This window comes from Streptomyces sp. NPDC043996 (genome assembly GCF_056435225.1).
In genome coordinates this window covers 450,832-473,831 of record NZ_JBWKEY010000007.1, presented here as the reverse complement: position 1 = coordinate 473,831, position 23,000 = coordinate 450,832, and the positions used below count along the sequence as shown (strand labels likewise).

At 72.9% G+C, this 23,000-nt stretch carries 18 protein-coding genes and 1 tRNA gene; 11 read left to right on the top strand and 8 right to left on the bottom strand.

Annotated elements, in window-relative coordinates:
- Positions 1-32: 32 nt before the first annotated feature.
- The 3 genes from AC07A4_RS21355 (at position 33) to hutI (ending at position 4,006) form a co-directional block, all read left to right on the top strand.
- Complete coding sequence (locus AC07A4_RS21355) at positions 33-1,235, top strand: allantoate amidohydrolase (protein WP_478600896.1); 1,203 nt, start codon at positions 33-35, stop codon at positions 1,233-1,235.
- Positions 1,232-2,581 (top strand): formimidoylglutamate deiminase, encoded by a 1,350-nt coding sequence (locus AC07A4_RS21350; RefSeq protein WP_478601083.1) that lies wholly within the window; start codon positions 1,232-1,234, stop codon positions 2,579-2,581. The genes AC07A4_RS21355 and AC07A4_RS21350 overlap by 4 nt, the downstream gene beginning before the upstream one ends.
- Positions 2,582-2,836: 255 nt before the next feature.
- Positions 2,837-4,006, top strand: a complete 1,170-nt coding sequence (gene hutI / locus AC07A4_RS21345; protein WP_478600894.1) for an imidazolonepropionase — start codon at positions 2,837-2,839, stop codon at positions 4,004-4,006.
- A gap of 9 nt (positions 4,007-4,015) precedes the next feature.
- Here hutI and AC07A4_RS21340 read toward each other — a convergent pair whose 3' ends face one another.
- Together AC07A4_RS21340 and AC07A4_RS21335 are read right to left on the bottom strand one after the other, a co-directional pair.
- Positions 4,016-4,849 carry a MurR/RpiR family transcriptional regulator gene (locus tag AC07A4_RS21340; protein WP_478600891.1) on the bottom strand — a complete coding sequence of 278 codons (834 nt, stop codon included), beginning with the start codon at positions 4,847-4,849 and terminating at the stop codon, positions 4,016-4,018.
- An 11-nt stretch (positions 4,850-4,860) separates the two neighbouring features.
- Entirely contained in the window at positions 4,861-6,324 is a 1,464-nt protein-coding gene (locus AC07A4_RS21335) for an aromatic amino acid ammonia-lyase (RefSeq protein WP_478601081.1), read from the bottom strand.
- A 301-nt stretch (positions 6,325-6,625) separates the two neighbouring features.
- Between AC07A4_RS21335 and AC07A4_RS21330 the strand changes: the two genes are divergently transcribed.
- Positions 6,626-7,054 (top strand): hypothetical protein, encoded by a 429-nt coding sequence (locus AC07A4_RS21330; RefSeq protein WP_478600888.1) that lies wholly within the window; start codon positions 6,626-6,628, stop codon positions 7,052-7,054.
- A 397-nt stretch (positions 7,055-7,451) separates the two neighbouring features.
- On the opposite strand, the gene AC07A4_RS21325 is transcribed toward AC07A4_RS21330, so the two are convergent.
- Positions 7,452-8,843, bottom strand: a complete 1,392-nt coding sequence (locus AC07A4_RS21325; protein WP_478600886.1) for a cystathionine beta-synthase — start codon at positions 8,841-8,843, stop codon at positions 7,452-7,454.
- A gap of 228 nt (positions 8,844-9,071) precedes the next feature.
- Between AC07A4_RS21325 and AC07A4_RS21320 the strand changes: the two genes are divergently transcribed.
- The 3 genes from AC07A4_RS21320 (at position 9,072) to AC07A4_RS21310 (ending at position 13,149) form a co-directional block, all read left to right on the top strand.
- Complete coding sequence (locus AC07A4_RS21320; RefSeq protein WP_478601079.1) at positions 9,072-10,070, top strand: SGNH/GDSL hydrolase family protein; 999 nt, start codon at positions 9,072-9,074, stop codon at positions 10,068-10,070.
- Positions 10,071-10,823: 753 nt separating this feature from the next.
- Positions 10,824-12,044: an acetyl-CoA C-acetyltransferase gene (locus AC07A4_RS21315; RefSeq protein ID WP_478600883.1), complete on the top strand. Its 1,221-nt coding sequence runs from the start codon at positions 10,824-10,826 to the stop codon at positions 12,042-12,044.
- A 289-nt stretch (positions 12,045-12,333) separates the two neighbouring features.
- Positions 12,334-13,149, top strand: a complete 816-nt coding sequence (locus AC07A4_RS21310; protein ID WP_478600880.1) for a hypothetical protein — start codon at positions 12,334-12,336, stop codon at positions 13,147-13,149.
- A gap of 15 nt (positions 13,150-13,164) precedes the next feature.
- Here the strand turns inward: AC07A4_RS21310 and AC07A4_RS21305 are convergent, their stop codons facing one another.
- Positions 13,165-13,476: a hypothetical protein gene (locus tag AC07A4_RS21305; RefSeq protein WP_478600878.1), complete on the bottom strand. Its 312-nt coding sequence runs from the start codon at positions 13,474-13,476 to the stop codon at positions 13,165-13,167.
- Positions 13,477-13,577: 101 nt separating this feature from the next.
- Here AC07A4_RS21305 and AC07A4_RS21300 point away from each other — a divergent pair, with 101 nt between their 5' ends.
- Positions 13,578-13,808 (top strand): DUF4287 domain-containing protein, encoded by a 231-nt coding sequence (locus tag AC07A4_RS21300; protein ID WP_478600875.1) that lies wholly within the window; start codon positions 13,578-13,580, stop codon positions 13,806-13,808.
- Between the two features lie 120 nt (positions 13,809-13,928).
- On the opposite strand, the gene AC07A4_RS21295 is transcribed toward AC07A4_RS21300, so the two are convergent.
- Both AC07A4_RS21295 and AC07A4_RS21290 read right to left on the bottom strand, forming a co-directional pair.
- Positions 13,929-14,825, bottom strand: coding sequence for a Bax inhibitor-1/YccA family protein (locus tag AC07A4_RS21295; protein ID WP_478600872.1), 897 nt, complete (start codon positions 14,823-14,825; stop codon positions 13,929-13,931).
- A gap of 205 nt (positions 14,826-15,030) precedes the next feature.
- Positions 15,031-16,215: a 4-hydroxybenzoate 3-monooxygenase gene (locus tag AC07A4_RS21290; protein WP_478601077.1), complete on the bottom strand. Its 1,185-nt coding sequence runs from the start codon at positions 16,213-16,215 to the stop codon at positions 15,031-15,033.
- 335 nt (positions 16,216-16,550) lie between these two features.
- Here AC07A4_RS21290 and AC07A4_RS21285 point away from each other — a divergent pair, with 335 nt between their 5' ends.
- A complete protein-coding gene (locus AC07A4_RS21285; RefSeq protein ID WP_478600869.1) occupies positions 16,551-17,348 on the top strand; it encodes a VOC family protein in 798 nt (265 codons plus the stop codon).
- 72 nt (positions 17,349-17,420) lie between these two features.
- On the opposite strand, the gene AC07A4_RS21280 is transcribed toward AC07A4_RS21285, so the two are convergent.
- Positions 17,421-17,504 (bottom strand) — tRNA-Leu (locus AC07A4_RS21280).
- 540 nt (positions 17,505-18,044) lie between these two features.
- Here AC07A4_RS21280 and AC07A4_RS21275 point away from each other — a divergent pair.
- Together AC07A4_RS21275 and AC07A4_RS21270 are read left to right on the top strand one after the other, a co-directional pair.
- Positions 18,045-18,815, top strand: coding sequence for an ABC transporter ATP-binding protein (locus AC07A4_RS21275; protein ID WP_478600866.1), 771 nt, complete (start codon positions 18,045-18,047; stop codon positions 18,813-18,815).
- Positions 18,816-18,973: 158 nt separating this feature from the next.
- Entirely contained in the window at positions 18,974-21,490 is a 2,517-nt protein-coding gene (locus AC07A4_RS21270) for an ABC transporter permease (RefSeq protein ID WP_478600863.1), read from the top strand.
- Positions 21,491-21,602: 112 nt separating this feature from the next.
- Here the strand turns inward: AC07A4_RS21270 and AC07A4_RS21265 are convergent, their stop codons facing one another.
- On the bottom strand, positions 21,603-22,901 hold the full coding sequence (locus AC07A4_RS21265; protein ID WP_478600860.1) for a class I SAM-dependent methyltransferase: 1,299 nt from the start codon (positions 22,899-22,901) through the stop codon (positions 21,603-21,605).
- Positions 22,902-23,000 lie beyond the last annotated feature (99 nt).

Here is a 23,000-nt window from a genome sequence, read left to right as displayed (position 1 = left end):
CCCGTCCGGCGTTTCCCCCCTCCTTCCAGCAGATGTGGGCCGACCTCAGCCCCATCGGCCGCCACCCGGAGACGGGCGGCTACCGCCGCCACGCCTGGACCGGTGCCGACGCCGACTGCCGCACCTGGTTCCAGGAGCAGGCCGAGTCCCGGGGCCTGGCGTACGAGACCGACCGCAACGGCAACCAGTGGGCCTGGCTCGGCGACCCCGCGCGGGGCGACGCCGTCGTCACCGGCTCCCACCTGGACTCCGTCCCCGACGGTGGCGCCTTCGACGGCCCCCTCGGCGTCGTGTCCGCCTTCGCGGCCCTCGACGAGCTCCGCTCCCGGGGCGTCACGTTCACCCGGCCGCTGGCCCTCACCAACTTCGGCGACGAGGAGGGCGCCCGCTTCGGCCTCGCCTGCGTGGGCTCCCGGCTCACGGCGGGGCAGCTCACCAAGGAGCAGGCGTACGAGCTGCGGGACGCCGACGGCGTACGCCTTCCCGAGGCAATGGAGGCCGCCGGGTACGACCCGTCGGCGATCGGCGCGGACCCCGAACGCCTCGCCCGGATCGGCGCGTTCGTGGAGCTGCACGTGGAACAGGGCCGGGCCCTTGACCTGTCCGGCGACGCGGTCGGCATCGCCAGCGCCATCTGGCCGCACGGCCGCTGGCGCTTCGACTTCCGGGGCGAGGCCAACCACGCGGGCACCACCCGCCTCGTCGACCGCCGCGACCCGATGCTGAGCTACGCGGAGACGGTCCTCGCGGCCCGCCGCGAGGCCGAGCTCGCGGGCGCCGTCGCCACCTTCGGCAAGATCGCGGTCGAGCCGAACGGCGTGAACGCCATCCCGTCCCTGGTGCGCGGCTGGCTGGACTCGCGCGCCGCCGACCAGGACACGCTGGACACGGTGGTGACGGCGGTCGAGAAGGCGGCCCACGAGTACGCCGACCGCCACGGCGTCGACCTCGCCGTCGTCCGCGAGTCCTTCACCCCGGTCATCGAGTTCGAGCACGCGCTGCGCGACGAGCTCGGGGCGCTCCTGCGCGACCGCACGGGCCGCGAGGTCCCGGTGCTCGGCACGGGCGCCGGACACGACGCGGGCATCCTCTCGGCCCGTGTCCCCACCGCCATGCTGTTCGTGCGCAACCCCACGGGCGTCTCGCACTCCCCCGCCGAGTTCGCGGCGGAGGACGACTGCGTGGCCGGGGTCCACGCGCTGGCCGACGTACTGGAGGGACTGGCGTGCCGATGACGCGGACGTACTGGGCGGAGCACGCCTGGCTGGACCCGGTCGTGGAGCCGGGCGTGGCCCTCGACGTCGGCGCGGACGGGCGGATCGCCGCCGTCCGCACGGGCGTCGAGGCCCCGCCGCCGGGCGCGACGGTCCTGCGCGGCCTGACCCTGCCCGGCCTCGCCAACGCCCACTCCCACGCTTTCCACCGCGCGCTGCGCTCGACCGTGCAGGTCGGCAGCGGCACGTTCTGGACGTGGCGCGAGGTCATGTACTCCGTGGCCGACCGGCTCACCCCCGACAGCTACTTCGCGCTCGCGCGAGCGACGTACGCCGAGATGGCCCTCGCCGGGATCACCGCCGTCGGCGAGTTCCACTACCTGCACCACGCGCCCGGCGGGACGCCCTACGCCGACCCCAACGCGATGGGCGAGGCCCTCATCGCCGCCGCGTCCGACGCGGGCATCCGCATCACGCTCCTCGACACCGCCTACGTGGCCTCCGGCCTGCGCGGCGCCACCGAGGGCGAGCCGCCCAACCGCCACCAGCTGCGCTTCTCCGACGGCACGGCCGAGGCCTGGGCGGAGCGGGCCTCGCTCCTGAAGGACCGCGAGCACGCCCGCGTCGGCGCCGCGATCCACTCCGTACGGGCCGTGCCCGCGCGGCAGCTGGGCACCGTGGCCGCGTGGGCCGCCTCGCGCGGCGCCCCGCTGCACGTCCACCTCTCCGAGCAGACCGCCGAGAACGAGGCCTGCCTCGCCGCGCACGGGTGCACGCCCACGCGGCTGCTCGCCGACCACGGGGTGCTCGGGGAGCGCACCACCGGCGTCCACAACACGCACCTGACGGACGAGGACATCGCGCTGCTCGGCGGCTCGGGCACCGGCACCTGCATGTGCCCCACCACCGAGCGGGACCTCGCCGACGGCATCGGGCCCGCCGCCGCCCTCCAGCGCGCGGGCAGCCCCCTGTCCCTCGGCAGCGACAGCCACGCCGTCATCGACCTCTTCGAAGAGGCGCGGGCCATGGAGCTGAACGAGCGGCTGCGGACGCACACGCGGGGCCACTGGACGGCGGCGGCGCTGCTGCGGGCCGCGTCCCCCGACGGGCACGCGGCCCTGGGGTGGCCCGAGGCCGGCGCCCTGGAGCCGGGGCGGCTCGCCGACTTCACCACCGTCGCGCTCGACTCCGTCCGTACGGCGGGGGCGGTGCCCCGGCTCGGGGCGGAGGTCGCGGTGTTCGCGGCGGGGGCCTCGGACGTGCGGCACACCGTGGTCGGTGGGCGCCACGTCGTCCGCGACGGCGCGCACACCTCGATCGCCGACGTGCCGTCGGCCCTGGCCCGAGCGGTGCCAACCTGGCACTAGCCCCGCGTGGGACGCCCCAGACCCACCCCTTCCCGAACCATGGGGCTCCGCCCCCTGCCACCCCCGAAAAGCATCGGCGCTTCGCGCCTCGTCCTCAAACGCCGGACAGGCTGGATCTCCCGGCCGTGGCTGCGACAGTTCTAGCCCCTCCGGCGTTTGAGGAGCGGGGTCTGGGGCGGAGCCCCAGGATCGGGAAGGGGCGGGTCTGGGGCGTCCCGCGAGGGCACATCACCCGCACCCAGAGAGGCACCCCCCATGACCACCACCCTCATCCACAACATCGCCAGCCTCGTCACCAATGACCCCGCCCTCGGAGAGGGGCCCCTCGGCGTCATCGAGGACGCCGCCGTCGTCCTGGACGGAGACCGCGTCGCATGGGCGGGCCCGGCCGCCAAGGCCCCCCCGGCGGACGAGGCCCACGACGCGCAGGGCCAGGCGGCGCTGCCCGGCTTCGTGGACTCCCACTCGCACCTGGTGTTCGCGGGCGACCGCACCCGCGAGTTCAACGCCCGCATGGAGGGCCGCCCCTACGAGGCGGGCGGCATCCGCACCACGGTCGCCGCCACCCGCGCCGCCACGGACGACGAGCTGGAGGCGAACGTCACCCGCTATCTGCGGGAGGCGCTGCGCCAGGGCACGACGACGTTCGAGACGAAGTCGGGCTACGGCCTGACGACCCACGACGAGGCCCGCGCGCTGCGCATCGCGGCCCGCCACACCGACGAGGTCACCTACCTGGGCGCCCACATCGTGTCGCCGGACCACGCCGACGACCCGGCGGCGTACGTGGCGCTGGTGACGGGCGAGATGCTGGAGGCGTGCGCGCCGCACGCGCGGTGGATCGACGTGTTCTGCGAGAAGGGCGCCTTCGACGGGGACCAGGCACGGGCGATCCTCACGGCGGGCAAGGCGAAGGGCCTGCACCCGCGCGTGCACGCCAACCAGCTGACGTACGGCCCGGGCGTGCGGCTGGCCGTGGAGCTGGACGCCGCGTCCGCCGACCACTGCACCCACCTCACGGACGCCGACGTGGACGCGCTTGCGAACAGCGCGACGGTGGCCACGCTGCTGCCGGGGGCGGAGTTCTCCACGCGCGCCGAGTGGCCGGACGCCCGGCGGCTGCTCGACGCGGGCGTGACGGTGGCCCTTTCGACGGACTGCAACCCGGGTTCGTCGTTCACGTCGTCGGTGCCGTTCTGCGTCGCGCTCGCGGTGCGGGACATGGGGATGACCCCGGACGAGGCGGTGTGGGCGGCGACGGCGGGCGGCGCGGCGGCGCTGCGCCGCACGGACGTCGGCCGTCTTACGCCGGGCGCCCGCGCCGACCTGGTGCTGCTCGACGCGCCGAGCCATGTCCACCTGGCGTACCGGCCGGGCGTACCGCTGGTGTCGCACGTGTGGCAGCGGGGCGTACGCGTCGTCTGAGGCGGCGCGTCACTCCGCGAACAGGCCCCGTTCGGCCGCCCGTACGTCGAACTCCTCCAGGCGGGCCTGCGCGTCCGGCAGCGCGTCGCACATGGCCTCCAGGAGCACCCGGCCGAGCAGCATCGGCGCGCACGCCGTGTCGAAGGCGAGGCCGGTGCCGACGGCGGCGGGCAGCAGCAGGTCGCTGTGCGCGGCCACGGGCGCGAACGCGGAGTCGGCGACGGTGACGACGGTGAGGCCCGCGCCCTTGGCGTAGCCGAGGGCGTCGACCACCTCCTTGGGGTGGCGGGGCAGCGCGAAGCAGAGCAGGACGGTGGCTCCGGCGCGCGCGGCCGCGTCCAGGCGGTCGGTGAGCATGGAGCCGCTCTCGTCCAGGAGCCGCACGTCGGGGTGGACCTTCGCGGCGAAGTACGAGAAGCCGTACGCCTGGGAGGCGGCGGCGCGCAGGCCGAGCACCGGCAGCGGCCGCGAGGAGGCGAGCAGCTGGCCCGCGCGCTCCACGGGGCCGGGGTCGGCGAGCAGGTCCGCGAGGTGGCGGAGGTTCTCGATCTCCGCCTGGACGGCCTGCTGGTACTCGTTGGCGGTGGCTTCGGCGGCCGCCTGTGCCGGGGCCACGTCGCGCAGGTGGCGGCGGAGCGCGGGGTAGCCGTCGAAGCCGAGGGCGACCGCGAAGCGGGTCACGGACGGCTGGCTGACGCCCGCGAGTTCGGCGAGTTCGACGCTGGAGAGGAAGGGCGCGTCGGCGGCGCGGCGCACCATGCAGTGGGCGATGCGCCGCTGGGTGGGTGTGAGGCGGTGCCCTTCGAAGAGCACCTGCAGCCGCGCCGCTGGACTGTCACTCATGCCGGACTCCTTCATGCCGTACCCCTCCCCGAGCCCGCGTCGAGCCCTTCCCACAGCTCGGTGAACCGGTCGAGCAGGCGGGCCGCCGCCGTCACATCATCGGTCAGCGGGCGGTCGGCGACGTCCGCTTCCAGGACGTCACCGGCGAGTTCCAGGGCCCGGGCGACCGGAAGTCCGGGGTCGATCCTGAGCTCGCGCTGCCGCAACGCCCGTACCGCGGCGACCAGTTCGCAGCCGACCACGAGCCGGAAGGCCGCGCGGGCGCGCAGCGTCTGGCGGGCCGCGAGCGAGGCGAAGCTGGCCTGTTCCTCGACGCCCCGGGACAGCACGGCGTGGCCGAGGGAGGCGGGCGCGGAGAAGGCGCGCAGGTCACCGAGGGCGGCCCCGGCCGCGTACTCCAGGATCATCACGCCGGACGAGGCGGGCTCGGCGTCGGCGAGGAAGGGCCGCAGGCGGGTGAGGGCCGGTTCGTTGAGGCTGGAGAGGCGGGACGTGGACAGGCGCGCGACCTGCGTCAGGGCGAGCCTGAAGTGGTCCAGGGCGAGGGCGAGCTGGGCCAGGTAGAAGCCGCCGTGGTGGTAGGCGGCCAGATCGGCGGGCGAGATGAGGGGGTTCTCGGCGGCCGCGTTGATCTCGACGGTGAGGACCTGTTCCAGGGCGTCGGCGGCGTCGTGCGCGGGCCCGTGGACCTGCGGGAGGCAGCGGAATCCGTACGGGTCCTGGATGCGGCCGAGCGGCGGCGCGGGCCGGTCGGCGGCGCCGAGGAGGAGCCGGGTGCGGGCGGCGGCCTCGCGGCTGCCCGGGTGGCGGCGGGCCTCGTGGACGGGCAGGGCGTACGGCTCGTGGGAGCCGTCGACGGCGAGCAGGGACAGGGCGGCGACGACCTGGGTGGCCTGGATCAGGCCGCGCAGCTCGTGCAGGGCGAGCGCGGACTGGCCGAGGGTGAGGGCGTTGCTGCTGATGAGGGCGAGGGCGTCGTTGTTGTCGAGGGCCTGGGGCGCGGGGGGCGTCCCGCCGTCCGTCCAGGGGTGTTCGCCCGCGAGGGCGAGGCCGAGCTGGGCGAGGGCGGCGATGTCGCCGGTGCCGACGGAGCCGAACTCGTTGACCTGGGGGCAGGTGCCGGTCTCCAGGGCCTCGCACAGGGCGGTGACGACGCCGGGGCGCAGGCCCGCGCCGCCCGCGAGGAGCTGGTTGGCGCGCACCGCGAGCATGGCGCGGACCTCGCGCGCGGGCAGCTCGGCGCCGATCGCGCCCGCGTGGGAGCGCAGCAGGCGAAGACCGTGGTCGGCGGCGGCCTCGGTGGGGACGTCCTCGGTGCGGTTGGCGCCGACGCCGGTGGAGCGGCCGTAGACGCGGCCCCAGGAGGCGATGCGGCGGGCGGCGTCCCAGGACTCCTCGACGCGCTTGAGGGCGTCGGTGCCGGGGACGGGCCGGGCCGCGCGGTCGGCGAGGCGCACGACGTCGGCGACCGGCATGCCGAGCCCGTCGAGCACGACGACGGGCACATCGGGCGCGGCGGGCACGGCGGGCACATCGGCGGCGGTCGGCCGCACCGTGCGAGTGGACATCGCTCTCCCCATGCCCAGGGCATTGACGAACTATTCAGGCACTAAGAACTCTGCATGAAGTTATACAGCCAGGCAAGCAGCCGCGCGAGCGCGGCGCGGGTGCGGGCGCGGGTGCCGAGCCCAGGGGCCTGACGGGGGGCTTGGCCCAGGCCGCAATGGGGGGCTAGCCCCACTGCCGCCCGGGGGCGCGTTGCGTACCGTGAGGGGTATGGAAGCCCCACGTGACGCCGAACTCAAGAAAGAACTCGACGCCGCCCTGCACGCGCGCAAGGACCTCGGCGAAGAGTACGAGTCGGCGCTGGTCGACTCGTTCCTCGAAAAGGTCGAGCAGCGCCTCGACGGCACGATCGACCGCCGGATGCGGCGTCACCTGGCCGAGCAGCAGATGATCGTGGCCCGGGGCGCCCGCGATCCCTCCGGCGGCGTGGACTCCTGGGGCGAGCGCTTCGGGTTCGGCATCGTCTCGCTGATCCTCGCCGTCCCCCTCTCGGCGATCGGCGTGGTCAACGCGGGCCTTCCGGGGCTCTTCGTCACGTGGTTCGGCATCGTCGGCGTCAACGCCGTACACGCGGCACGCGGCACCGGCCTCCTCCCGTTCCTCCGCCCCCGATCGCGCACCACCGACTGGGACGACTAGAAGCATCCGGGCGAGGAATTTAAGCCCGCCCGGCGTTTGAGGGCGAGCCGCGCAGCGGCGATAGGGCTGGTCAAGGCCCAGGGGCCAGCAACCGCGGCGATAGGGCTGGTCAAGGCCCAGGGGCCAGAGGGGGGCTGCCGCACCCCCGGCCGAGCCGGAGGGCGGGACGACGGCAGCCCCCGCGGGGGACGGGCGCCAGGTCAAGGCCGGCACTCGCGTCCTGAGCGCGCGGCAGGGGTCCGGGAGCCGCTCCGGAAGCCCTGCCGCCGACATCCCCTACGGTGCCGGAGCCGTGTTAAGCGGGTGCTGCGCGCACGTGTCGGCCCCGTACCAGTTCCGCGAAGTCCCGCCCCACCGGCCCGCCGGCCGCCCGAGAGCCCCGCGGCCGCTCAGCCGCTCAGCCGCTCTGCTGCTCCGCGAGGAAGGCCAGCAGGTCCTGGCGGCTCACCACGCCGGTGGGCTTGCCCTCGACGAGGACGATCGCCGCGTCGGCGGTGCCGAGGACCTGCATCAGGTCGGCGACGGGCTCACCGGAGCCGACCTGCGGCAGCGGGTCCGACATGTGCTTCTCCAGCGGGTCGTGCAGCGAGGCGCGCTGCGCGAACAGCGCGTCGAGCAGCTCGCGCTCCACGACCGAGCCGATCACCTCGGCGGCCATCACGTCCGGGTGCCCGGCGCCCGGCTTGACGATGGGCATCTGCGAGACGCCGTACTCGCGCAGGACCTCGATGGCCTCGCCGACGGTCTCCTCCGGGTGCATGTGGACGAGCGAGGGCAGCTCGCCGCCCTCCTTGCGGCGCAGGACGTCGCCGACGCGCGGCTGGTCACCGGCCTCCTCCAGGAAGCCGTAGTCGTTCATCCACTCGTCGCTGAAGATCTTGCTCATGTAGCCGCGGCCGCTGTCGGGGAGCAGCACGACCACGACGTCGTCCGGACCGAGGCCCTCCGCGACGCGCAGCGCGGCGACGACCGCCATGCCGCAGGAGCCGCCGACGAGCAGCCCCTCCTCCTTGGCGAGGCGCCGCGTCATCTGGAAGGAGTCCTTATCGGACACGGCGACGATGTCGTCGGTCACGTTCCGGTCGTAGGCGGTCGGCCAGAAGTCCTCACCGACGCCCTCGACCAGGTACGGCCGCCCGGAGCCGCCCGAGTACACCGACCCCTCCGGGTCGGCGCCGACGACCTTCACCTTGCCGCCGGAGACCTCCTTCAGATAGCCGCCGGTGCCGGAGATGGTGCCGCCGGTGCCGATGCCCGCGACGAAGTGGGTGATCTTCCCCTCCGTCTGCTCCCACAGCTCGGGTCCGGTGGAGTGGTAGTGGGACAGCGGGTTGTTGGGGTTGGAGTACTGGTCCGGCTTCCAGGCGTCCGGGATCTCACGGACCAGGCGGTCGGAGACGTTGTAGTACGAGTCCGGGTGCTCGGGGTCGACGGCCGTCGGGCAGACGACGACCTCGGCGCCGTACGCGCGCAGCACGTTGATCTTGTCGGTGCTGACCTTGTCCGGGCACACGAAGACGCACTTATAGCCCTTCTGCTGGGCCACGATGGCAAGGCCGACACCCGTGTTGCCGCTGGTCGGCTCGACGATGGTGGAGCCGGGGCGGAGCTCGCCGCTGGCCTCTGCCGCCTCGATCATGCGCAGCGCGATGCGGTCCTTCACGGAGCCGCCCGGGTTGAAGTACTCGACCTTGGCAAGGACGGTGGCCTGGAGGCCCTCCGTCACGTTGTTGAGCCTCACCAGCGGGGTGTTGCCGACGAGACTGATCATCGAGTCGTGGAAATGCACCGTTGTCTCCGTGTATCCGGGCCGGGTGTCCGGGTCGCGATGGCGGGGCGGACGTGGACACCGCACGAGGTGGTCGTATGCGGTAGCCGTCAGCCTACGGGGCCATCTGCCCGCTTCACCTCCGCACGCGATTGGCCGAGGGCCCCGACGGGGCAAGCACTGGATGTACGGGACGAATGGCTCCACAACGACCTGGCAGGGGTGACAGCGGGGATGTCGAGGGCGAGGGTGGCGCGGCGGATCGCCGCGGGCGCGGCGTACGGAGGCGGGGGCATCGGCCTCCTGGGCGCGGCCACGGTCGGGGTCGTCCTCGCCGAGGTGCAGCTGGCGAAGCGGTCCGTGGGCAACGGCGGGCACGGGTCGCCGCCGCGGGCCGACGGGCGGTACGGGGCGGCGTTCGCGGCGCGCGCGACCTGCGGGGAGCCGCTGCGGTTCGCGATGCTCGGGGACTCCACGGCCGCCGGGCTCGGTGTGCACCGGGCCCGGCAGACGCCCGCGGCGCTGCTCGCGTCCGGGCTCGCGGCGGTGGCCGAACGGCCGGTGGACCTGCGGGTCGTGGCCAAGGCCGGGGCGCAGTCCGACGACCTCGACCGGCAGGTGACGCTGGTCCTGTCGGACGAGACAGGGTGGGTGCCCGATGTGTGCGTCGTGATGATCGGGGCCAATGACGTGACGCACCGGATGCCGCCGACGCGGTCGGTGCGCCTGCTCGCCGCGGCGGTCCGCAGACTGCGCACCGCCGGGGCCGAGGTGGTCGTTGGCACGTGTCCGGACCTCGGCACGATCGAGCCCGTGTACCAGCCGCTGCGGTGGCTGGCCCGCCGGGTCTCGCGGCAGCTGGCGGCGGCGCAGACGATCGGGGTCGTCGAGCAGGGCGGCCGGACGGTGTCCCTCGGCGACCTCCTCGGCCCGGAGTTCGCGGCGAACCCCCGCGAATTGTTCGGACCCGACAATTACCACCCCTCGGCGGAGGGGTACGCGACGGCGGCGATGGCGCTCCTGCCCACGCTCTGCGCGGCGCTCGGCCTGTGGCCGGAGGAGGAGCGCCCCGACGTGTCGCGGCGCGAGGGCTTCCTGCCGGTCGCCCGGGCGGCGGCCCGCGCCGCCGCCGAGGGGGGCACCGAGGTCACCGGCGCGATGCCCTCGGGCCCCCGGGGCCCCTTCGCCCTCCTCAAACGCCGACGCCGCCGCCGCATCCAAACCCCGGACCCGACCCCGATCCCTTGACCCCGGGCACCGACACCTGGCCCGCCTGCCCCCGGCACCCCGCCGCTCCGCGGCGTTCTTTCCCACCCGCCCACCCACCACCCGGCACTCCCGCACCCCCCACCGCTCCGCCGCTCCGCGGCGAGAAACCACCCCCGGAAGCCCCCCAGCACCCCACCGCATCTCCGCCGCTCCGCGGCGGGAAAACAGGGGGCGGCGGGAGGGCCTGCCGCGCCGTGACGGGAGGGGCGGGGGCGGCGCGGGGAGGGCAACCGCACCGCGGCGGGAAGGCCGGAGGCAGCGGGGCGGGGAGGACAGCCACACCGCGACGGGAAGGCCGGGGGCAGCACGGGGAGGACAGTCACGCCGTGACAGGAGGGTCGGAGGCAGCGGGGGGGGAACCACACCGCGACAGCAGGGCCGGAGGCGGCGGCGCGGGGAGGACAACCACACCACGACCGGAAGGCCGGAGGCAGCCGCGCCCAAAAGACCGGCAGGCGCCAGGTCGGCGCCCTGGCCGCCAGGGCGGCACGGGCGGGTGGGTGGGCGAGCATCCGCCGCGCAGCGGCGGGCACGAGCGCGACAACCCGCACCCAAGAGACGAACGGACGGCAGACGCCCACCCCACCCCCGCCCCCCCAACCCCCTGATCCCGCGCGCGCCCAGGAGCGATGCGGTGCTAGTCACAGCCCCAACCCCCTGCCCCAACCCCCTACCTCCGGGTAACTTCCCAGTACGTCCCGCCCGTTCCGCCGGTTACCCCTGGAGCCCCTGATGCCCGAAGCCGTGATCGTCTCCGCCGCCCGCTCCCCCATCGGCCGCGCCTTCAAGGGCTCGCTCAAGGACCTCCGTCCCGACGACCTGACGGCCACGATCATCGAGGCCGCCCTCGCGAAGATCCCCGCGCTCGACCCCAGGGACATCGACGACCTGATGCTGGGCTGCGGCCTGCCCGGCGGCGAGCAGGGCCACAACCTGGGCCGGATCGTGGCCGTGCAGATGGGCATGGACCACCTGCCGGGCTGCACGATCACCCGCTACTGCTCCTCTTCCCTCCAGACGTCCCGCATGGCCCTGCACGCCATCAAGGCGGGCGAGGGCGACGTCTTCATCTCGGCGGGCGTCGAGATGGTGTCCCGGTCGAAGAAGGGCACCTCCGACGGTCTGCCCGACACCCACAACCCGCTGTTCGCGGACGCCGAGGCCCGTACCGCCGCGCGCGCCGAGCAGACCGGCACCGACTGGCACGACCCGCGCGAAGACGGCCTGGTCCCGGACGCGTATATGGCGATGGGCCAGACCGCGGAGAACCTCGCCCGGCTCAAGGGCATCACCCGCCAGGACATGGACGAGTTCGGCGTCCGCTCCCAGAACCTCGCCGAGGAAGCCCTCAAGAACGGCTTCTGGGAGCGCGAGATCACGCCCGTCACGACCCCCGACGGCACCGTCGTCAGCAAGGACGACGGCCCGCGCGCGGGCGTCACCCTTGAGGGCGTCGCGGGCCTGAAGCCGGTCTTCCGCCCGGACGGACTGGTCACGGCGGGCAACTGCTGTCCGCTCAACGACGGCGCCGCCGCGCTCGTGATCATGTCCGACACGAAGGCCAGGGAGCTCGGCCTGACCCCGCTGGCCCGGATCGTCTCCACGGGCGTCTCCGCCCTCTCCCCCGAGATCATGGGGTACGGCCCCGTCGAGGCCAGCAAGCAGGCGCTCAAGCGCGCCGGGCTCACCATCGGCGACATCGACCTGGTCGAGATCAACGAGGCCTTCGCCGCGCAGGTGATCCCCTCCTACCGCGACCTGGACATCCCCCTGGACAAGCTCAACGTCAACGGCGGCGCGATCGCCGTCGGCCACCCCTTCGGCATGACCGGCGCCCGCATCACCGGCACCCTGATCAACAGCCTCCAGTTCCACGACAAGCAGTTCGGCCTGGAGACCATGTGCGTGGGCGGCGGCCAGGGCATGGCCATGGTGATCGAGCGCCTCAGCTAGTACGCGGGGGTCGCCGCCGGACCCCAGGGCTTCGCGGCGGGGCCGTCCGTCTCACCAGTCGGGAAACGGCGGCCCCTCCCCCCTCTCCACACATTCGTGACCCAATCTCCCCCAGGATGTGACCAATCTCCTGGGGGCAGCGCATTTGCCCAGGTCAGATCCGGTCCACGAAGAAACACCGGGCCGAAAGTCCTGTCCAATTCGTGACGTAATGCACTGACAGCTGGATGGTGCAGGCTTCAAGCTGATGTAGGAAGTCGGGGGTCGACTTGAAACCGGGAGTACGTCAGTGAGCGCCATGCACCTTGCCTTGCTGCTCTCCGCGGCCGCCGCCACGGCCGTGGGAGCCGCGTCCCTGCACACCGTGCGGGGACTGCGGCAGCAGATCACCGACCTGCGCACCGAGCTCGCCGAGAGCCGGGTCGCGGCCGGTGGCGGCCGTGCCGCCGTGCCCGCGGCCCGGACGACGGTGGACACCGACGAGATACGGGCCGCGGTCGCGGACGCCCTCGCCGAGGAGCGGGAGCGCGAGCTGGCCGAGGCGCGCGCGTTCTGGGCCGCGCAGGAGGCCCGTGACATCGCGGACGCCCCCTCGCTCCTGAGCGGGCTGCCGGAGAGCGTCGCGGACGAGCTGTTCCTGCCGCGCCAGGCCGATCTGGTGGGTCTGGAATCGGACAGCCTGGAGCCGGTCGTGGAGCCGTACGCGGAGCCCGAGGAGTTCGCGGGCGAGTCCGCGGAGCTGGCCGCGGCCCGCCGCCGCCACCCCTCGCACCCCGACTTCGTGCCGGTGCAGTCGCCCGCGCAGGGCGACCACGAGCGCACCGTGGCCTGCCTGGAAGAGCTCGCGGACGCCCGCACGGCGCTCGCCGACGTCCGCCCGGGACCCCTCGGCACCCTGGACGTGTACGTCTTCGCGGACGGTACGACGCTGTGCATGACCCCGGGCCACCGCGAGACCGCGGAGCTGCTCGCCGCCGCCCTGCGCGACGGCCAGGCCCCGGTCCTGCTCGGCGGCTCCGGCGTCTCCGGCGCGTACGCGCTGACGTTCGCGTGCGGCACGGAGAACGTCTACATCCTGGCGGACCGCGTCATCGCCTCGGTCTGAGCACCGCGGCGGCGCTCACACCCCCGCCCGCGCCAGCGACTCCTCCACAAGCCGCACCGCCTCCGCGAGATCGCGCTCGTCCTTGAGGACGAGCGCCAAGTCACGTCCGGCGACGGTGATTTGATCGGCGGCCGCGAACATCCCGGCGTCCGGCATCCGCCGCGGCTCGGCCCCCGGGGCCTCGCTGAGCTGGGAGCGCACCGCCAACTCTCGGGCGAGCTCCAGGGCTTCCGCCGCGGCTCCGCGCTGCAGCCGGGACTGGGGCGCGGCCCGCAGCCGGTCGGCGAAATGGTCCACGGCGGCGATCAAAGGCGTCGTATCGAGCACGGTGCGACCCTATGCGCCGAGCCGGGACTGTTGCCAATATCCGAACGCTCAGGCACGGTGGCGTGAAGGACGGACCACATCGAACGCGTCCGGAGGCGCCGATGTCCCAAGTCTTCTCCGAGGAGACCCACCGGAACCTGCTCGCCCGCATCCCCCACTGCACCGGTCGTGAAGTATCCGACTGGCTGCGCACCGTCGACGACGGACCCTCGCTCTTCCGTTTCGAGGAGAAAGTCAGCTGGCTCCGCGGCGAGCACAATCTGGCCTACGGCCACGCGAAGGCGATCATCCACGAGTACGACCTCAGGCGGGCCGCGCGCAAACTCGGCTGATCCGCATCCGTAGCTCCCCGACCCCCCGATCCCCCACAGGACTCCACGACACGACGAAGGGCCCGCGGAAGGAATTCCGCGGGCCCTTCGGCCGTGGGTCGGCTACGCGCCCGCGTACCGTCAGTCGTTGCCCTGGAGGATCGCGATCAGACGCAGGAACTCCAGGTAGATCCAGACCAGCGTCATCGTGAGGCCGAAGGCGGCGAGCCAGGCCTCCTCGCGCGGGGCGCCGTACGCGATGCCGTCCTCGACCTGCTTGAAGTCCAGGGCCAGGAAGCACGCGCCGAGCAGGATGCCGATGATGCCGAACATGATGCCGAGGCCGCCGCTGCGGAAGCCGAGGCCGTCACCGCCGCCGAAGACGGAGAACAGCAGGTTCACCGCCATCAGCAGGACGAAGCCGAGGGCCGCGGCCATCACGAAGCCGTAGAAGCGGCGGTTGACGCGGATCCAGCCCGCCTTGTACGCCACCAGGACGGCGAGGAAGACGGCCATCGTGCCGAGCACGGCCTGCATGGCCGCGCCGCTCGCGATGCGGTTGTCGACGACGCTGGAGACGACGCCGAGGAAGACGCCTTCCAGGGCGGCGTACGCCAGGATCAGGGGCGGCGACGCCTTGCGCTTGAAGGCCTGGACGAAGCCCAGGACCATCGCCACCAGACCGGCGCCGATCGCGATGCCGTACGACTTGCTGATGTTCGCGTCGTCGACGGGGAGCAGCGCCCAGGCGAGCGCGGCCGTCACGACGAGGACACCGAGCGTGGTGGCCGTGCGCATGACGACGTCGTCCATCGTCATCCGGCCCGTGGCCGCCGGGGCCTGGGGCGGGGCGCCCTGGAGGCCCTGCTGGGCGTACGGGTTCGCGGCGTACGGGTTGGTGGGGGCCTGCTGGCCCGCGTACGGGTTGGTCTGCGTACCGACTGCGGGGCCCCCGGCCTGCGGCTGCGCGTTGAAGCCCGCATAGCCGTTGTCGCGGCTGAACCCCCGTCGCGAGAAGACCGGGTTGCTGCTCCTCATCTCACTCCTCCATGGCCACCGTGCGTGGCTTTGCTTCAAGGGTAATGCGTAGGCAAAAGGATGTGCCTAGTGCTTGGGGAGGATCTTTTCCGCCAGGTGGCGGGGATACCCCTGTCCGCACCGCTGTCCGCGCTGGAGGAACGCCCGGGGCCGGGTCCTGTGTTCCCCGCCCGCGCCCGCTCCCCCTATCGGGTGGTGTCGCGGGTCACAGTACGCCGTCGAACGGCGATCCCGTATAGGCCTCGGCGAGGTCGGCGCGGGCCGGGCGCGAGGTGGCGACGCGGTCGAGCTGGGCGAGCTGGACGCGGTCGTCGAAGGGGGTCGCTTCGGGGTGGCGGTGCAGCAGCGTCGTCAGCGCGCTGGAGAATCGTTCCGCCTGCCAGACGCGGCGCAGACAGGACGCGGAGTACGCGTCGAGGGGCGCGGTGTCCCCGGTCCGCTCGTGCGCGACGAGGGCCCGGGCGAGGGCGACGACGTCACCGACGGCGAGGTTGAGGCCCTTGGCGCCGGTGGGCGGCACGATGTGCGCGGCGTCCCCGGCGAGGAAGAGCCGTCCGTACCGCATGGGCTCGTGGACGTAGGAGCGCATGGGCGTGACGGACTTCGCGGTGAGGGGCCCGCGCGCGAGGCGCCAGCCGTCGTCGGTCTCCAGGCGCCGGTCCAGCTCGTCCCAGACCGCCGTGTCGCTCCAGTCGGCGGCGTCGGTGCCCTCCGGGACCTGGAGGTAGAGCCGGGAGACAGTCGGCGAGCGCAGGCTGAGCAGGGCGAAGCCGCGGTCGTGGCGGGCGTAGACCAGCTCGTCGTGGGAGGGCGGCACGGCGGCGAGGACACCGAGCCAGGCATAGGGGTACGCGCGCTCGTAGGTACGGGCCAGGGCGGGCGGCACGGCGGCGCGGGCCACGCCCCAGAAGCCGTCGCACCCGGCGACGTAACGGCACTCCAGGAGGCGCTCGCGGCCCTCGTGGCGGTAGCGCACGCGGGGGCGCGCGGTGTCCGCGCCCTCCACGGCGAGCGCCCGCGCGCCGAACAGCAGCGGGCCGCCCTCGCGCCGCTGGAGGGCGATGAGGTCCTTGCACACCTCGGTCTGCGCGTACACCGTCACGGAGCGGCCGTCGGTGAGGGAGGGGAAGTCGACGCGGTGCCTGCGGCGGGCGAACCGCAGCTCGATGCCGTCGTGGCGCAGGCCCTCCCGGTCCATGCGCTCGCCCGCGCCCGCGGCGCGCAGCGCCTGTGCGGTGCCGTGTTCCAGGACTCCGGCGCGTTGGCGCGCCTCTACGTAGGCGCGGTCGTGGGTCTCCAGGACGACGGATTCCACGCCCGCGAGGTGCAGCAGCCGGGCGAGCAGCAGGCCGGCCGGGCCCGCCCCGATGATCCCTACCTGGGTCCGCAGCATCCGGGGAGTCTGCGCCGGGGCGACGTCGGCGTCAACGGGGCCTCGCGGGGGCGCCCCAGACCCGCCCCTTCCCGAACTGGGGCTCCGCCCCAGACCCCGCTCCTCAAACGCCGGAGGGGCTAAAACTTCGCAGCCACGGCCGGGAGATCCAGCCTGTCCGGCGTTTGAGGACGAGGCGCGGAGCGCCAATGCTTTTCGGGGGTGCCAGGGGGCGGAGCCCCATGGTTCGGGAAGGGGCGGGCCTGGGGCGCACCGCGCGGTTGTCAGTGGGCGCTGCCATGCTGGGGAAGGCCAGGAAAGAAAGCCCGCCCCGACCGCGAAGGGCAACCGTCATGCTTTCCACCTCGTTCGTCCCCGGCGTCCCGAACTGGCTGGACCTCGGCACCCCCGACACCCCCGCCGCCGCCGAGTTCTACGCGTCGGTCTTCGGCTGGGAGTACGAGCCCGCTGGCCCCGACGCGGGCGGCTACGGCTTCTTCCGGCAGGACGGCAGGACCGTCGCGGGCGTCGGCCCGCTCACCGAGGAGGGCGCGTCGTCGGCGTGGACGGTGTACTTCCACACGCCGGACGCGGACGCCACCGCCAAGGCGGTGGAGCAGGGCGGCGGCAGCGTCCGGGTGGCGCCCTCGGACGTGTTCACCTTCGGGCGCATGGGGCAGTTCACCGACCCGACGGGCGCGGACTTCGCCGTCTGGCAGCCCGCGGACACCCAGGGCTTCGAGATCGCCGCCGTCCCGAACTCGCTGACCTGGGTCGAGCTGTACACGACGGACGCCGAAGCAGCGAAGGCTTTCTATCGCTCGGTGTTCGCCTGGCAGACGAACGACGTGGCGATGAGCCCGGAGCTGACGTACACGGTCCTGACCCCGGCGGGCGGCTCCGAGGAGAACAGCCACGGCGGTCTGATGCAGCTGCACCAGGACAACCTGGACGCGGGCTCGACCCCGGAGTGGCATCCGTATTTCGAGGTGGACGACGTCGACGCCACCCTCGCCAGGGCCTCGGAGGCGAGCGCCACGGTGATCATTCCGGCCGCCGACGCCGAGGGCATCGGACGCTTCGCCATGGCGCTCGACCCCTGGGGAGCGCCGTTCGCCGTCATCAAGAGCGCTGAGCAGGGCGGGAGTTGAGGGTCCGTCGCGCAAGGGGCCCCGTGTCGGCAGCCGTACGGGGGCGCTCGGGGTCCCAGAGGACGGCGGAGGTGCCCGGAACCGGACTTGAACCGGTACGCCCGCTAAGGGGCAGCGAGGTTTAAGCTCGCCGTGTCTGCATTCCACCATCCGGGCAGGCCATGGGCTCCGCATCAAGTGCTTCGACCTTATCGGGAGGCATCCCCCGAATAGCGGAACGGCAGCCCGACGTTGTCTTATTTTATTGACGTCTGAGGGTGCATCAGCACCTGGTACGCGCCGGTGGTACTTGCCATCGACCTCATCCACCAGGGCCCGCGAGCCAGAGGGAATTGACGGAATTTAGCCGTCTGCGTGTGTCGGACAGCAAGCGTTCTCTGTCCGCCGCGGCCCCCGCCCCGGCCCTGGCGCGCACCGTTGTGCGCCGCCCCCGCGCACCCCCGCCACCGGGCCGTGCGTCGAGCGCCTCCCCGGTCGCTTCCCCGCGCCTCCCCGCACGTGTCACCAAGGGTCACCCGGCCGTGTCACGCGTGCCGCGCCTCAGGGGCTCCCGTCATCCCCAGGTATGACATGGCCGCACCGAGTCCGACCGCAGTCGCCCCCAGGAACCGGAACAGCGGCTGACTACCGGGCCCCGATCCGCCAGGACGATGGAGTACGTCCCCTCGACACGTCGTCCCGACAGGAGCTCCGCCCGTGACCACCACTTCCTTCGCCGCCCCCGCCACCGCCGTGGCGGCGCGAGCCACGGACCTGTCCAAGGTGTACGGCCAGGGCGAGACCCAGGTGGTCGCGCTCGACCGCGTCTCCGTGGACTTCGGACAGGGCCGGTTCACCGCGATCATGGGGCCCTCGGGCTCCGGCAAGTCGACCCTGATGCACTGCGTGGCCGGTCTGGACAGCTTCAGCTCCGGTTCCGTGCGCATCGGCGACACCGAGCTGTCGACGCTCAAGGACAAGCAGCTGACGAAGCTCCGCCGGGACAAGATCGGCTTCATCTTCCAGGCGTTCAACCTGCTGCCCACCCTGACCGCCCTGGAGAACATCACCCTGCCCATGGACATCTCGGGCCGCAAGGTCGACAAGCAGTGGCTCGAGCAGGTCATCTCCATGGTGGGCCTGGCCGGGCGCCTCTCCCACCGGCCCACCGAGCTCTCCGGCGGCCAGCAGCAGCGCGTCGCCGTGGCCCGCGCCCTGGCCTCCCAGCCGGAGATCATCTTCGGTGACGAGCCGACCGGAAACCTCGACTCGCGCTCCGGCGCGGAGGTCCTCGGGTTCCTGCGGAACTCGGTGCGCGAGCTCGGCCAGACCGTCGTCATGGTCACCCACGACCCGGTCGCCGCGTCGTACGCGGACCGCGTGATCTTCCTCGCGGACGGGCGGGTCGTCGACGAGATGCACCAGCCGTCCGCTGACCGCGTGCTCGACCGGATGAAGGACTTCGACGCCAAGGGCCGTACCAGCTGACGCCGGTCGGCCCCGCCGCCGGGTGGCCTGGCCGCCCGCCCCCTTAGCTCTCCGTTGAATCTGCGGGCCGTCTGTGGCTGGTCGCGCAGTTCCCCGCGCCCCTTCGGGGCGCTCCTGCACCGCGACCTACGTCACCCCCCTCACCAGGACCTCACACCATGTTCCGTACCGCCCTGCGCAATGTGCTCGCGCACAAGGCCCGGCTGTTGATGACCGTGCTCGCCGTCATGCTCGGCGTCGCGTTCGTCTCCGGCACGCTGGTCTTCACCGACACCTTCGGCTCCGCCTACAAGAACAAGTCGGCGAAGAGCTTCGACCACGTCTCGGTCGCCATCACCCCCGACGGCGGCACCCGCGACGACGGCCAGGAGGCCAAGCAGCCGGCCCGCCTGACCGACGGCCTGCTCACCCGGGCCAAGGAACTGCCCGGGGCGGCCTCCGCGATCGGCACGTACTCCGGCTTCGCCGCGCTCGCCGACAAGGACGGCAAGCTCGTCGGCGGCGACTGGGGCACCACCGGCGCCAACTACTACCCCGGCAAGGACGGCAAGGACCCGCGGTACGACTTCACCGAGGGCAACGCCCCGAAGTCCGCGGGCGACGTCGCCCTTGACAGCCGCACCGCCGACCGCACCGGCTACCAGGTCGGCGACACCGTCCGCTACTCCACCGACGGCCCCGTGAAGACCGCGAAGGTCTCCGGCGTCTTCGACACCGACGACGGCAGCGTCGTCGCGGGCGGCAGCCTCGTCGTCTTCGACAACGACACCGCGCGCGAGGTCCTCGGCAAGTCCGAGTACGACGGGATCGACGTGAAGGCCGCCGCGGGCACCTCCGAGGCCGCCCTGAAGTCGGCCGTCGAGAAGATCCTGCCGAAGGACACCGAGGCGGAGACCGGGACCTCGCTCAAGGCCGAGCAGGACCGCATGATCGAGCAGAACACCAGCGCCATGAGCCAGGTGCTGCTGATCTTCGCCGGGATCGCGCTGTTCGTCGGCATCTTCATCATCGCCAACACCTTCACCATGCTGGTCGCCCAGCGCACCAAGGAGCTGGCCCTGATGCGGGCCGTCGGCGCCTCGCGCCGCCAGGTCACGCGCTCGGTCCTGATCGAGGCGTTCCTCGTCGGCCTGGTCGCCGCCGTCGCGGGCTTCGTGCTCGGCATCGGCGTGGCCGTGGGCCTGGAGTCCCTGATGAACGCGGGCGGCGCATCCCTGCCCGACGGGCCCCTGAAGATCGGCCCCACCACGATCGTCACCGCCCTGCTCATCGGCGTCGTCGTGACGATGCTGGCCGCCTGGCTGCCGGGCCGCCGCGCCGCGCGCATCCCCCCGGTCGCCGCCATGAACAGCGTGCACGCGACGCCGACCGCGCGCGGTCTGGTCGTCCGCAACACCATCGGCTCGATCATCGTCGCGCTCGGCGTGGTCATGCTCTTCATGGAGGACAACTACGTGATGGCGGGCGGCGCCGCGGTCGTCCTCGTCGGCGTCATCGTCCTCACCCCGCTGCTGTCCCGCCCGTTCATCGCCGCCGCCGGGCCGCTCCTGAAGCCCTTCGGCGTCACCGGCAAGCTGTCGCGCCTCAACTCGGTGCGCAACCCGCGCCGCACGGCCTCCACCGCCTCGGCGCTGATGATCGGCCTCACCCTGATCACCGCGATGACGGTCGTCGCGACCTCCATGAGCAGCGCCATCAACAAGATGGCCGCCGACTCCCTGAAGGCCGACTACACCGTCTCCATGGCGAACTACCAGCCGCTGACCCCCAAGGTCCGCGCCCAGCTGGACAAGCTGCCCGACGTCGAGGCCTCCAGCCCGCTGCGCTCCGCCTGGGGCGAGGCCGACGGCTCCTCCACGCGCATCACCGGCGTGGACCCGAAGTCCTTCGACAAGCTGGTCAGCCTCGACTACGTCAGCGGCTCCGCCGCCGGCCTGGGGGCGGGCAGCGTACTCGTCGACAAGAAGCTCGCCGACAAGAAGGACCTGAAGGCGGGCGACACCCTCCCGGTGGAGTTCGACGACGACAAGACGGTCCGGCTGAAGGTCGCGGGCGTCTACGAGCCCAACGAGATGATCGACGGCCTGTTCGCGCCGACCGCCGTGGTCGACCCGCACCTGTCCAAGATCGCCGACCAGCAGGTCCTGCTGAAGATGAAGGGCGGCGTCAGCGACAAGGCCGAGGACGCCGTCGTCAAGGCCCTCGGCGACAACCCCGCCATCAAGATCCAGGACAAGGACGACATCAGCCGGGAGATCGGCGGCGCCATCAACCTGATGCTGAACATGCTGTACGGCCTGCTCGCCATGGCGATCCTGGTCGCGGTCCTCGGCGTGATCAACACCCTCGCGATGTCCGTCTTCGAGCGGAAGCACGAGATCGGCATGCTGCGCGCGATCGGCCTCGACCGCGCGAAGGTCAAGCAGATGGTGCGCCTGGAGTCCGTCGTGATCTCCCTGTTCGGCGCGGTGCTCGGCGTCGGCCTCGGCCTGTTCCTCGGGTGGGTCGCGGGCGACAGCATCTCCGGCACGGTGAAGACGTACGCGATGGAGGTGCCCGTCGGGCGGATCGCGCTCTTCCTGGCGATCGCCGCGGTGGTGGGCGTGCTCGCCGCCGTGTGGCCCGCGCGGAGCGCTGCGCGGCTCAATCCGCTGCAGGCCATCAAGTCCGACTGACGTCGTGCTCGTCGGGGCCCCGGGTGCGCGCACCCGGGGCCCCTTCCGTTTGGGGCTTCGCCCCTTGCCCCCTTTTCGCCGCTTCGCGGCTCGTCCTCAAACGCCGGACGGGCTATTCCTTCCAGGCGCGGGCCCGCAGTGGCATCCCCGACTCCCCGCCGTCCGGCGTCTTCACCGCCAGGACCTGGTTGACGCCTATGCGGTTGCGTTCGAAGGCCAGGGCAGAGGCGGCCATGTACAGGCGCCAGACGCGGGCGCGGCCGGGGCTCGTCAGGCGGATGCCCTCGGGCCAGCGGGCCTCCAGGTTGGCGACCCAGCGGCGCAGGGTGAGCGCGTAGTGCTCGCGGATGGATTCGATGTCGCGGACCTCGAACCCGGCGCGCTCCAGGAGGCCGACGGTCGTGCCGAGCGGGGCGAGCTCGCCGTCGGGGAAGACGTAGGCGTCGATGAACTCGTCCACGGAGTACGCCGACTCGTCGCCCACGGGGCGGCGCGCGATCTGGTGGTTGAGCAGGCGCCCGCCCGGCTTGAGCAGGGCGTGCAGATCGGCCGCGTACCCCAGGTACCGCTCGGCGCCGACGTGTTCGGCCATGCCGATGGAGGAGATCGCGTCGTACGGGCCGTCGCGCACGTCGCGGTAGTCCTGGACGCGGATCTCGACGCGGTCGGTGAGGCCCTCCTCGGCGATCCGCTTGCGGGCGTACGCGGCCTGCTCGCGCGAGAGCGTGACGCCGACGACGTGCGCGCCGTGCTCGCGGGCGGCGTGGATGGCCATCGAGCCCCAGCCGCAGCCGACGTCGAGCAGGCGCGCGCCGGGCCGCAGGGCGAGCTTGCGGCAGACGAGGTCGAGCTTGTCGCGCTGGGCGTCCTCGAGGGTGCTGCCGGGTGATTCCCAGTAGGCGCACGAGTAGACCATCGACGGGCCGAGCACCAGCTCGTAGAAGTCGTTGCCGACGTCGTAGTGGTGGCTGATGGCCTGTCTGTCGCTGCCCTTGGTGTGCAGGTGGAGCCTGCCCTGTCTGCGCCGCTCCTCGCCCGGCGGGGGCGGCGGTGTGAACGGCGCGGCCAGCGCGGCCAGCGAGCGGGCGGCGGCGCGGGCCTTCGGGTCGCGCAGCGTGTCGAGGAGCGTCGGCGCGTCCTCGTCGCGCTCCCAGATGAACTCGGCGAGCAGGTCGAGCGCCTCGTACAGGTCCCCCTCGACGTCCAGCTCCCCCGCCACCCAGGCCCGTGCGAGCCCGAGCTCCCCTGGCTTCCACAGCAGGCGTCGCAGCGCGCGCCGGTGGCGCACGACGAGCACGGGCGCCCCCGGAGGACCGGCCTCCGAGCCGTCCCAGGCGCGGATGCGCACCGGGAGCGGAACCCCCAGCATCTGCTCGGCAACGCTCTTCAGCCGCGAAGCGGCGTCCTGCATGGCACACCTCCGTGATGCCGGTACCGAAACGGTCCGTCTCCACGTAAACACCAAGGCCCCGCGCGCGCAGTCCCGCGATCCCGTCATGAAAGGGCAAAG